Origin of the sequence: Kineococcus glutinatus (assembly GCF_039542765.1) — a bacterium.
GTDB lineage: Bacteria > Actinomycetota > Actinomycetes > Actinomycetales > Kineococcaceae > Kineococcus_A > Kineococcus_A glutinatus.
Window position 1 is genome coordinate 1 of record NZ_BAABIL010000514.1, and the last position, 10,800, is coordinate 10,800.

The following is a 10,800-nucleotide window of genomic DNA, read 5'->3' on the forward strand; positions in this document are numbered from 1 at the left end:
GTCGAGGAGGCGGCGTCCGCGCACCCAGTCCAGCAGGGGGACGCGCTCCGTGACCGGCACCAGGACGGGCCGGCCGGTCCCGGTGCCGCCGGTGCGCACCAGCATCACCGGGGCGGCCAGCGCGAACTCCGCCCAGGCCGCGGCGGGGTCCCCCGCGCGCAGCCACGGCGCGCACCGGCCGGGGTCGAGCCGCTGCCACACGCCCTGGCGCGCCGAGCGCATCCCCGTGCCGCGCCCGGACAGCAGCGGGCTGCACCCGGCGAGCGCGACCAGGACCGGCAGCAGGCGGTGCACGTGCTCCAGCCGCCCGGCCCAGCGCCCGGCGGGGCCCGCCTCGACGTTGAGCTGCAGCGCGGCCGTGGAGCACATCATCGCCGCGCCGTCCGCCCCGTGGCCGGCGGCGCGGAAGTAGCCCTCCATCGCGGTGTACCGCCCGCCCGGGTTGAGCCGCACCGGGGGGCGGGCGGGGTCGGCGCCCACGGACAGCAGCACCAGCCCGGCGTCGGCCAGGGCCGCGTCGACCACCGCGGCGTCCACGCGCAGCGCCGCCACGGCGGCGGCCACGCCCGGCAGCGGCGGGGTGGACAGCTCCACCTGCCCGCCGGGTTCCAGCGTGACGCGGGAACCCGACGGTGGGAGCACCCCCGACAGGGCGCCCGTGAGGCGTTCCCACGCCACCGGGCGCACCGGTTCGGCGGTGTCCACGACGTGCCGCTCCAGTTCCAGCCCCACCGCGCCCACCGGGCCGGCCCGCAACCCCCGCGAGGCGATGTGCTGCCGGACCGCCTCCACGTCCGGCACCGGCCAGGGCGCGAGGGGGACCGGGGGCGACGAGGGGATCGGCGGCATGGGCCCCTTCCAGGTCCGGACCGGCTGCCGGGGCAGCCGCGGGTCGGCGTGGGGCCGGCGGACCAGCCTCGGGGCGAGGCTGCCACGCACCCGTGGCGGCGGCAACCCTCCCGACGGCGCCGACCGGGCACGTGCTCGGGCGGCGCGTGCATGACCGGGCACCGCCGGGGTACGGGGAGGTGAACAGCGGTGAACACCTCGAGCGCTCGGGAAGGAGTACCCGTGGGACTGGTGTCCGGGATCGTCAAGGGTGCGGTCATCCAGAAGATCGTCACCAAGCTGGCGAGCGGTAAGCGCCGCTCCTGAACCGTGGCCCGCGGCGGGTGCCGAGCACCCGCCGCGGGCCCGTCACCCCTTCGCCGTCACCCCGCCAGCGGGTCGTGGCCCCAGTTCATCAGCGAGTACCGCCACCGGCTGTGCTCCACGTCCCCGTCCGGACGCTGGGCGAGGTGGCGGTGGACGTAGCCGACGACCTTGTGCATGTGCTTGACGTCGTCGTCGTCGAGGTCGCCCTTCTTCGCGTGCAGGATCTCGACGATGCGCCGGCCGGAGGCGTGCCCGGTGGACTCGTCACCGCTGGAGCCCTTCTGCCCCACGGACTGCGACTCGTCGGTGTCCAGCCACTTCTCCAGCTGCCCGGCCGTCATGTTCACGGCGGACCGGAAGTCGTCCCAGACCTCGTCCAGGCCCTCGGGTGCCTTCGTGCTCACGGCGCCTCCGCTCACTTCTTCTCGTGCAGCGCGCCGGGCTTGTGCACGGCCTCGCCACCGGACTTCTCGCTCTTCACCAGGTACTGCGGTTCGTCCTCCGAGGCCGCGACCGTGCGGCCCGCCGCCTCGGTGCGCTCGGTGATCTTCTTCTCCACGGTGCCCTCGGCGGTGCTGCCGTGGCTCTTCCACTCGACCTTGTCGCCCTTGCTGAACTCCTCGGCCACGATTCCTCCCGGGTCCGCCGTCTGGGTCACCGGTTCCGTACCCGCGGCGGCGGAGGCCATGCGGTCCGGTCCCCCCCGGGAACGGCCCCTCCCCGCACGGTCCGCGGGAGGGGCTGAGCGGTGGGCGCGCTCAGCGCCGCTCCTGCACCGGCGCCCGCACGCCCTCCAGGACGAACCCGCTCCGCGGTCCGGTCGGCATCCGCCGGGTGCTCACGGTCAGGTCCTGCTCCGGGACCTCGTACTCCACCTCGCGCGCCAGCAGGCGCACCGCGGCCGCCACCACCTCCACGGTGACCCACTCCCCCGCGCAGCGGTGGCCCGTCGCGTGGTCCCCGCCGCCCTGCGGGACGAACGCGAAGGCGCTGGGCACGCCCCCGCGGAACCGTTCGGGGCGGAAGGCGGCCGGGTCCTCCCAGGAGCGCGGGTCGTGGTCGGTGCCGTGGACGTCCAGCACCACCCGCCGGCCCCGCGGCAGGCGCAGGCCGCGCCACGTGAAGGGCTCGCGCACCCGTGCCGCCACGACCGGGAAGAACGGGTGGTACCGGCGGACCTCGTGGACGAACGGCAGGACGTCGTCGTCCCGCTGCCGCAGCTCCTCCCGCCAGCGCGGGTGCTCGTGCAGGGCCAGGGCGGCGAAGACGACGTAGCGGGAGATCGCGACGGTGGGCCGCAGCACGTTCAGCAGCTCCACCGCAGCGGTCCGGCGGTCCAGGAGCCCGCCGTCCGCCTCCCGGTGCGTCGCGAGGACGTGCAGCGCCGTGCCCTCCCCGGGCCGCAGGGTCCCCTCGCGCACCGCGTCCACGAGCCCTGCGACCCACGCCTGTGCGCGCAGGCGGGCCAGCCGTGCCCGCGGGTACCCCAGGCGCGGGTCGCCGGGTGCCTCGAACAGCTGCCGCAGCTGCCGGGTCCGCCGTGCCACGTCCTCCTCGGGCAGCGGCACCCCCGCCCACGCGCACACCGTCCGGCACAGCAGTTCCGCCGCCTCGTCGAGCAGCACCACCCGCCCGGCGCGCTCCCACCGCGGGAGGGCCGCGCGCCAGCGGGCCACGAACCCCTCCGCCAGGCCGGGCGCCCGGTCGGGCCCCAGCAGGGACAGCAGCACCGCCTTGCGGGCGTGGTGCGCCGCACCGTCGAGACCCTGCACGCCGCCCGTCCCCAGCAGCGTCGTGCGCACGAGGCGGGGCATCGCGCCGCGGCGGGTGAACCTCGCCCCGTCGTACAGCACCCGGGCGGCCTCCTCGCCGAGCACGAGCAGGGTGCGCAGCCCCAGCAGGCGCGTCTCGACGGCGTCGCCGCCCCAGCGGCGGACCCGCCGGGAGGTGAACCCGTACCCCTCCAGGGCGAAGGCGAGGCTCCGGTCGAGCAGCGCGTGCCGCGCGGCGGCTCGCGGGGCGGCACCGGCCCGCCCGCGCCGGCCGGGACCACCACCGCGGGCGCTCACGCCGCCGCCGCGATGAGCGCCTGCGGTGCGGCCTGCTTGATGCGGGTGTTCAGCCACAGCAGCTGCCGCTTGGTGTCCTGGTCGCAGGAGCGGACCACGTCGACGAGCTCCCGGTCCCGGACCCCCTGCCCGGCCTGCTCGAGGACGGTCCAGGTGATGTCGACGAACGAGGCGAGCACGTACAGGTCGTGCAGGTCGCGCAGCAGGCCGATGCCGCCGCTGCGCACACCGGGCAGCCCTTCGGCGTGCAGGCGCTCGGGCTCCTCCTCGCGCTCCTCCCCGTAGCGCTCGGCGACGGGCGCCAACCGGTGCACGTGCGCGTCGCACATGCCGGCGAGGGTGTGGCAGTCCTGGTGGACGTCCGGTTCGGCCCGGTGGCCCTCGGCGACCTGCCGGAAGGACTCCGCGAGGGTCCTCGACGCCGCGTGCTGGAGCCCCAGGTAGGTGGACAGGTGCATCGTCAGCCTCCGCTGCTCGTTCCGGTGGAGGTGGTGCCCGCGGGCCCCGGCTGCGGCGCCGGGGTCGGCGGTGGGGTCGGCGGCGGCACCGGGGCGACCTCCTCGGTCACCTCCGCGTCCGGACCGCCGGTGGTCGCGGGCACCGCGCCGGGGTCGGCGGGCGCCGAGGCGGTCGTGGTCGGGGCCGGTGCGGGAGCGGTGGCGTCCGCGACCCGGGTGACGCGCACGGCGGCCACCTTCAGCAGGGGCTGCTTGGAGACGGGGTCCCACTCCGTCGGCGTCAGCTCGTTGGCCGCGCGGGGACGCCCGCCCGGGGAGGACCCGTCGGTGCCGGGGGCGTCGAAGTAGCCGAAGTGGAACGGCACGAACACCACGCCGTCGCGGCCGCGGCCGACGCGGGCCGGGGCCAGGACCGCTCCGCGCCGGGACTCCACGCGCACCACGTCGCCCTCGGCCACGCCCAGCCGCCGCGCGTCGGCCGCGGACAGCTCCACCCAGGCGTCGGGGGCGGCGCGGCGCAGCTGCCGCGAGCGGCCCGTCTTGGTGCGGGTGTGGAAGTGGTAGGCGGTGCGCCCCGTGGTGAGGGCGAAGGGGAACTCCTCGTCCGGCGCCTCCGGTGGTGGGGAGAACTCGGCGGCCTTGAGGAACGCCCGCCCGTCGGGGCGCTTGGCGCGGTACGCCTCCGCACCGATCGCGCCACCGGTCAGCAGGTCGTGCCCGTAGGTCTCGCACACGTCCGCGTGCGTGGGGAAGTGCGCGTCGGCGTAGAGGCGGTCGGTGCCCCCGGGCGCCGCGTCGTTCACGGGCCAGGGGATCCCGCTGCCGCCGCGCAGCGTCGCGTACGTGAGGCCGGTGTAGTCGCACAGCCGCCCGCGGGTGCACTCCTTCCACGCCTCGAACACCTCCTCCGGTCCCGCCCAGGTGACGAGCGGGTTCCCGTCGCGGTCGCGGAAGTCCATGCGGCGGGCGTAGTCGAGGAAGATGTCGAGGTCGCTGCGCGCCTCCCCGGGCGGCTCGACGGCCTTCTCCGACAGGTGGACCGTTCGGTTGACGTTGGTGAAGGTGCCCTGCTTCTCGCCCCACATGGCGGCGGGCAGCACGACGTCGGCGAAGCGGGCGGTCTCGGTGAGGAACCCGTCCTGCACGACGACGAACAGGCCCTCCTGCGCCAGGATGCGCCGGATGCGGGACAGCTCCGGCAGCGACACCGCGGGGTTCGTGCCGGAGATCCACAGGAACCGGACGGAGCCCTGCTCGCAGTAGCGCCAGATCTGCATGGCGTGGGTCGGGGGCGACCAGTGCGGGATGACGATCGGGTCGACGTTCCACAGCGCGGCGAGCTCCCGCACGTGGTCGGGGTTGTCCCAGTTGCGGAAGCCGGGCAGGTCCCCGTCGGCGCCGCACTCGCGGGTGTTCTGCGCGGTGGGCTGGCCGTTCATCTGCAGGACCCCGCAGCCGGGCCGGCCGAGCAGGCCGCGCAGCAGGTGCAGGTTGTTCACCTGGCAGGAGGCGGCGGTGGCCTGGTGCGACTGGTAGAAGCCCTGCAGGACGGTGGACAGCACCCGCTCCGACGTGCCGAAGACGCGCGCAGCGCGCCGCACGTCCTCGGCGGGGACCCGGCAGGTCTCCGCGACGCGCTCGGGGGTGTACGGCTCGACGGTGGCCACCAGCTCGTCGTACCCCTGGGTGTGGTCGCGCACGTAGTCCTCGTCGATCCAGCCGCGGGCGATCACCTCGCGCACCAGGCCGTTCATCAGGGCCTGGTTGGTGCCGGGCACCGGGGCCAGGTGCACGCCGCCGGTGGCGCGGGCGGCCTCGGCGACCTTCGTCAGGCGCGGGTCCACGGCCACGATCCGCGGTGGGTCCGCCCCCTCGACGCGGTCCAGGACGCGCGCCCACAGCACGGTCTGGGTCTCGGCCATGTTGTGGCCGTACAGGAAGATCGCGTCGGCGGCCTCGATGTCGGAGTAGGAACCGGGCTGCCCGTCGGAGCCGAAGCTCTCCTTCATCGCCGCCGCGGCCGTGGCCGTGCACAGGCGGGTGTTGCCGTCCATGTGCGGCGTGCCCAGGCCGGCCTTCCCGATCACGGCCAGGGCGTAGTACTCCTCCAGGAAGAGCTGCCCGCTGGTGTAGAAGCCGTGGCTCAGCGCGCCCGCGTCGGTGGCGAGCAGCTCCCGCGACCGCTGCACCACCCGGCCCATCGCGGTGTCCCAGTCCGTCTCGACGAGCCGCCCGGCGCCGTCGCGCACGAGGGGGCGGGTGAGGCGGTCGGTGCGGTTCCACTGCCACGAGCCGTACAGGCCCTTCGGGCCGAGCCGGCCGTGGTTGACCACGTCCGCGGCCCGGCCCCGCACGCCGACCACGCGGCCGTCCTTCACGGCGATGTCGCAGCCGCAGCCGTTGCTGCACAGCACGCACGCCGACTGCACCCAGCGGTCCACGTCCGGTTCCGCGAGGCCGGTGTCGAGGTGGGTGTCCACCCGCACCGGCCACGGGGTGTCCCTGGCGTGCGGGGTGCGGCCGCCCCAGACGTCCGCGACGCGGTCCACCACGATTCCTCCCGGGGTCGGGTCCTGCCGGGGCGGCCGGCTCGTCCCGGTCCACCCCACCGAGGCCTCGGACAGGTGGCCGGCCCGCTGCCGACCACGGGTGCACCGCGACCGCTCCTCACCTACCCCGCACCGGGCGGGGCATGCCCGTCGCCGGACGACCGGTGGTGCTGCCGACCCCGGGGCACGCCTCCGCCACCTGGTGACGAGACGGGCACGGATCGTCGCAACAGCCCACTACCATCCGACCTCGTGCCCGCCGGTCCGTACCCCGCGCTCGCGGTGGCGGGGTTCCGGCGCTGGTCGGCGTACCGGCTGGCGACGTGGACGTCCGCCACCGCGAACGTGGTGTTCGGGTTGCTGAAGGCCGCGGTGGTGTCGGCGACGGTGGGTGCGGCCGGGGGTTCGGTCGCCGGCTACGACGCGGCCGAGGCCACGACGTTCGCGTGGCTGAGCCAGGCGCTCATCGCGCCGGTGAACCTGTTCGCGCGCGACGACATGGCGCAGCGGGTGCGCAGCGGTGACGTCGCGGTGGACCTGGCCCGGCCGGTGGACCCGCAGCTGGCGGCGTGGGCCGGTGACCTCGGTCGCGCGGCGTACCAGTTCCTGCCGCGCGGGGTCCCGCCGCTGCTGGTGGGGGCGCTGGTGAGCGGGCTGGTGCTGCCCGCCGCCCCGGCGCCGTACCTGCTGGGGGCGGTATCGCTGGTGATGGCGGTGTCGCTGTCGTTCGCCTGCCAGTGGCTGGTGAACCTGCTGGCGTTCCGGTGGCTGGACGTGCGGGGGCCGCTGGCGCTCTACACCGTGGTCTCGCTGGTGCTGACGGGCCTGGCGGTTCCGGTGTGGTGGTTCCCGGGGTGGTTGCGGGAGCTGGCGCTGGTGACGCCGTTCCCGTCGATGCTGCAGGCGCCCGTCGACGTCCTCACGGGCCGCGCCGCGGGCACCGCGGCGCTGGAGGTGCTGGGGGTGCAGGCGCTGTGGCTGGCGGGGGCGCTGCTCGCCGGGCACGTCGGGTTCCGGGCGGGCGCGCGCCGGCTGGTGGTGCAGGGTGGCTGAGGGGGCCGCGCGCGGGCGGAACCCGTACCTGGCGCTGGTGGGGTCGCGGGTGCGCTCGCAGCTGGCGTACCGCTCGTCCTTCGCCGTCAGCGTGCTGGGCGACGTGGGTTTCGGCCTGGCGGAGCTGGCGACCGTCTACGTGGTCTTCGCCCACGTGCAGGCCCTGGGCGGGCTGACGGCCTGGCAGGCGGGGCTGGTGTTCGCGGTCGCGAACCTGGGCTTCGCCGTGGCGGACCTGCTCACCGGGCACGTGGACCACCTGCCGCAGTTCCTGCGCACCGGGGAGCTGGACGCGTTCCTGCTGCGCCCCGCGCCGGTGCTGGCACAGCTGCTCACCTGCGACGTGTCGCTGCGGCGGGTGGGCCGTGCGGGCCTGGCGCTGGCGGTGCTGCTGGTCGTGCTGCCGCGGGCGGGCGTGGACTGGACCGTCGGGCGGGCGCTGCTGCTGGCGAGCGCACCGCTGACGGGGGCGGCGGTGTTCGCGGCGCTGTTCGTGCTGGCGGGGGCGCTGCAGTTCTGGCTCGTGGAGGGCCGGGAGGTCGTGAACTCCTTCACGTACGGCGGGGGTTTCGCCGCGCAGTTCCCCGCGTCGGCGTACGGCAGCGGCCTGCGGGTGCTGTTCACCTACGTGGTGCCGGCGGCGGCGACGGCGTACCTGCCGGTGCTGGCGGTGCTCGGGGAGCCGGGACCGGCGTGGACGCCGGCGTGGCTGGGCTGGTGCGGCCCGCTGTTCGCGGCGGCCTCGTGGGCGGTGGCGCTGCTGGTGTGGCGGGCCGGGCTGCGCCGCTACACGGGGGCCGGCTCGTGAGCGGGGGCGGGCCCGTGGTGGAGGTGCGCGACCTGCGCCGGGAGTACGTGGTGCACCGGCGCACGGGCCGGTTCCGCCGCGAGCGCACGGTGCGCGCCGCCGTCGACGGCCTCTCCTTCACCATCGGGGCCGGGGAGTCGGTGGGGCTGATCGGCGCCAACGGGGCGGGCAAGTCCACGACGATCAAACTGCTCACCGGCATCCTGGTGCCCACCGCGGGCACCGTCCGCACCTGCGGGCTGGAACCGGTGCGGCGCCGGCGGGACCTGGCGCGGCGGGTCGGGGTGGTGTTCGGGCAGCGCTCGCAGCTGTGGTGGGACCTGCCGCTGGCGGACTCCTTCCGGCTGCTCGGCGCGATCCACCGCCTGGGGCCCGCGGCCGTCACCGCCCGGACGGCCGAGCTCGTGGAGCGGCTGGACCTCGCGGACTTCCTCACCACCCCGGTGCGGCAGCTGTCCCTGGGGCAGCGGATGCGCGGGGAGGTCGCCGCGGCGCTGCTGCACTCCCCGCAGCTGCTGCTGCTGGACGAGCCGACGATCGGCCTGGACGTGCTCTCCGGCGAGCGGCTGCGGGTGTTCCTGCGCGAGCAGCGCACCGAGCACGGCACGACCCTGCTGCTCACCACCCACGACATGCACGACGTGCAGCGGCTGTGCGAGCGGGTGCTCGTCGTCGACCGCGGCCGGCTGGCCTACGGCGGCGACCTGGCGGGGCTGGTGCGGCGGGTGGGGGCGCGCCGGGTGCTGGTGGTGGACCTGGACGGACCGGCGCCGGAGCTGCGCGGCGTGCCGGGCACGGAACTCCTGGCGGTGGAGGCGGGCGGTGCCCGGCAGCGGCTGGCGCTGGCGGAGGGGGCGAGCGCGGCGCAGGTGCTGGCGGCGGTGACCGCGCGGGCGCCGGTGCGGGACCTGGCGGTGGAGGAGCCGGACGTCGAGGACGTCGTGCGCCGGCTGTACCTCGGGGCGGGCCAGGGCGGGACGTAGGCATCATGGGCGGGTGGAGACGACGAGCGGCGCCACCGAGCACGCCGACCCCTTCCGCGCCGTGCTGCTGCCGGGCATTCTCGACACCGTGCGCCACCTGCCGCACGTCGACGCCGCGCAGTGGCTCCAGGACGCCCGTCAGGACCTGGACGACGAACCGGGAGATCCCTGGGAGCGCTGAGCGCCGGCTGTACCTGGGGGCGGGCCGCTCCGACCCGCCACCGGGGAGGTCCAGCTCCTAGAGTGCGGAGGGTGAGCGGTTCCGCGGCGCAGGGCGGTCCCCGCGCCGGGGACGCGGAGGCCGCCGAGGTCACGCTGCCCGCAGAGCCCGGCAGCGCCTCCCGGGCGCGCCGGCACGTCCGCCACGTCCTCGCCGGCCCGCCCCGCGAGCTGCCCGGCGACGTCGTCGGTAACGCCGAGCTGTGCGTCAGCGAGCTCGTGACGAACGCGCTGCTGCACGCCGGCACCCCCGTCACGGTGCGCGTGGCCGTGCACGACGACCCCTCCGAGCCCGTGGTGCGGGTGGCGGTGGCGGACGGCTCGGCCGTCCCGCCGCAGTGGGTGCCCCGCAGCCTCACCGCCGGCACCGGCCGGGGCCTGCCGCTCATCACGGCCCTCAGCACCGCCCGCGGGGTGGACGTGCACGAGGACGGCAGCGGCAAGGAGGTGTGGTGCGAGCTGAGCGCGCAACCGCAGCGGGCGGCGGCCGCCGGCGACGCGCCCGCCGACGCGCCCGGTGGGGAGGACGCGCTGCTGGTGGGGCTGGCCGCGGAGTGGGCCTCGGTGGTGGCCGAGCTCGCCGACGACGGCCCGGCGCAGGTATCCCCGGCGCAGGTATCCCCGGCGCAGGCACCCCCGGCGCAGGCACCCCCGGCGCAGGCACCCCCGGCGGGGGACGGCCCGCCGGTGCGGCTGCTGGGCTACCCGCTGCGCACGGGGGTGCGGATGCGCGAGCACCGCGAGGCGCTGCTGCGGGAGCTGCGGCTGATGGGCCTGGGCCACCGCATCAGCGACCCCCGGGCGGCGGCGGTGGCCTCCGACGTCGCCGAGATGCTGGGCGCGACCTACGGCGGGGTGCTCAGCGACGTCGAGGTGCAGAAGGTGCGGGCGCTGCGGGCCGGGCACGAGCACACCGACCTGGAGTACCCGCGCTTCCCCGGCCAGGAGGCCGCGATCGCGCGGTGGCGGGACCTGCTGGCGGACCTGGACCGGCTGCGCGTCGAGGCGGGGCTGGACACGCTGGAACCCCCGCCCGACGTCGTGGCCCTGTGGGCGTGGGTGCTGGAGGAGTTCAGCGGGCAGGTCGAGGGGCGTCCGCCGCGGCCGTGGCCGGGCGGGACCTGACCCGCGGCGCCGCCGGCGGCGCGGCGGTGCTGCCGCGCAGCACGACGGGGGGCCGCGTCGAGGACGCCACCGCGCGCAGGTCGCCGCCCGCCCGCGTCAGCAGCAGCGCCAGGGCGCGCCGCCCGAGGTCCGGGAAGTCCTGCCGGGCCGTCGTCAGGCCCGGGCGCCACACCTGCGCCAGGGGGTGGTCGTCGAAGCCGGCGACGGACACGTCCGCCGGCACCCGCACCCCGGCGTCCTCCAGGCCGGAGATCACGCCCATCGCCACCTCGTCGTTGCCGCAGAGGACGGCCGTGACGTCCGGGTCGGCCGCCAGCAGGGCGCCGGCGTCCAGGCCGGCGGTCGCGTCGCAGGAGCGCGCCACCAGCACCTCGGGCACGG

General features: G+C 76.4%; 12 protein-coding genes. 5 read left to right on the forward strand and 7 right to left on the reverse strand.

The window, feature by feature from the left end:
• The 6 genes from ABEB16_RS17310 to ABEB16_RS17335 all read right to left on the reverse strand — a co-directional run.
• A partial coding sequence (locus tag ABEB16_RS17310) for a glutamate-cysteine ligase family protein (RefSeq protein WP_345713468.1) occupies positions 1-849 on the reverse strand: 849 nt, incomplete at its 3' end.
• 362 nt (positions 850-1,211) lie between these two features.
• Positions 1,212-1,559: a DUF3140 domain-containing protein gene (locus tag ABEB16_RS17315; protein WP_345713469.1), complete on the reverse strand. Its 348-nt coding sequence runs from the start codon at positions 1,557-1,559 to the stop codon at positions 1,212-1,214.
• A gap of 11 nt (positions 1,560-1,570) precedes the next feature.
• Positions 1,571-1,783 (reverse strand): hypervirulence associated TUDOR domain-containing protein, encoded by a 213-nt coding sequence (locus ABEB16_RS17320; protein WP_425560239.1) that lies wholly within the window; start codon positions 1,781-1,783, stop codon positions 1,571-1,573.
• A 130-nt stretch (positions 1,784-1,913) separates the two neighbouring features.
• A complete protein-coding gene (locus ABEB16_RS17325; RefSeq protein WP_345713470.1) occupies positions 1,914-3,224 on the reverse strand; it encodes a cytochrome P450 in 1,311 nt (436 codons plus the stop codon).
• A complete protein-coding gene (locus ABEB16_RS17330) occupies positions 3,221-3,682 on the reverse strand; it encodes a hypothetical protein (protein ID WP_345713471.1) in 462 nt (153 codons plus the stop codon). The genes ABEB16_RS17325 and ABEB16_RS17330 overlap by 4 nt, the downstream gene beginning before the upstream one ends.
• 2 nt (positions 3,683-3,684) lie before the next feature.
• Complete coding sequence (locus tag ABEB16_RS17335) at positions 3,685-6,234, reverse strand: molybdopterin oxidoreductase family protein (RefSeq protein ID WP_345713472.1); 2,550 nt, start codon at positions 6,232-6,234, stop codon at positions 3,685-3,687.
• A 249-nt stretch (positions 6,235-6,483) separates the two neighbouring features.
• Between ABEB16_RS17335 and ABEB16_RS17340 the strand changes: the two genes are divergently transcribed.
• The 5 genes from ABEB16_RS17340 to ABEB16_RS17360 all read left to right on the forward strand — a co-directional run bounded on the left by ABEB16_RS17340 (position 6,484) and on the right by ABEB16_RS17360 (position 10,419).
• Entirely contained in the window at positions 6,484-7,284 is an 801-nt protein-coding gene (locus ABEB16_RS17340) for an ABC transporter permease (RefSeq protein WP_345713473.1), read from the forward strand.
• Positions 7,277-8,092 carry an ABC transporter permease gene (locus ABEB16_RS17345; RefSeq protein ID WP_345713474.1) on the forward strand — a complete coding sequence of 272 codons (816 nt, stop codon included), beginning with the start codon at positions 7,277-7,279 and terminating at the stop codon, positions 8,090-8,092. The genes ABEB16_RS17340 and ABEB16_RS17345 overlap by 8 nt, the downstream gene beginning before the upstream one ends.
• Positions 8,089-9,075 (forward strand): ABC transporter ATP-binding protein, encoded by a 987-nt coding sequence (locus ABEB16_RS17350; RefSeq protein WP_345713475.1) that lies wholly within the window; start codon positions 8,089-8,091, stop codon positions 9,073-9,075. Before ABEB16_RS17345 ends, ABEB16_RS17350 begins: the two co-directional genes overlap by 4 nt.
• Before the next feature lie 13 nt (positions 9,076-9,088).
• Positions 9,089-9,256: a hypothetical protein gene (locus ABEB16_RS17355; RefSeq protein WP_345713476.1), complete on the forward strand. Its 168-nt coding sequence runs from the start codon at positions 9,089-9,091 to the stop codon at positions 9,254-9,256.
• A gap of 71 nt (positions 9,257-9,327) precedes the next feature.
• Positions 9,328-10,419 carry an ATP-binding protein gene (locus ABEB16_RS17360; RefSeq protein ID WP_345713477.1) on the forward strand — a complete coding sequence of 364 codons (1,092 nt, stop codon included), beginning with the start codon at positions 9,328-9,330 and terminating at the stop codon, positions 10,417-10,419.
• Here the strand turns inward: ABEB16_RS17360 and ABEB16_RS17365 are convergent.
• Positions 10,367-10,800, reverse strand: a 434-nt coding sequence (locus tag ABEB16_RS17365) for a substrate-binding domain-containing protein (RefSeq protein WP_345713478.1), incomplete at its 5' end; no start/stop codon positions are given. The two genes, ABEB16_RS17360 and ABEB16_RS17365, sit on opposite strands and share 53 nt — an antisense overlap.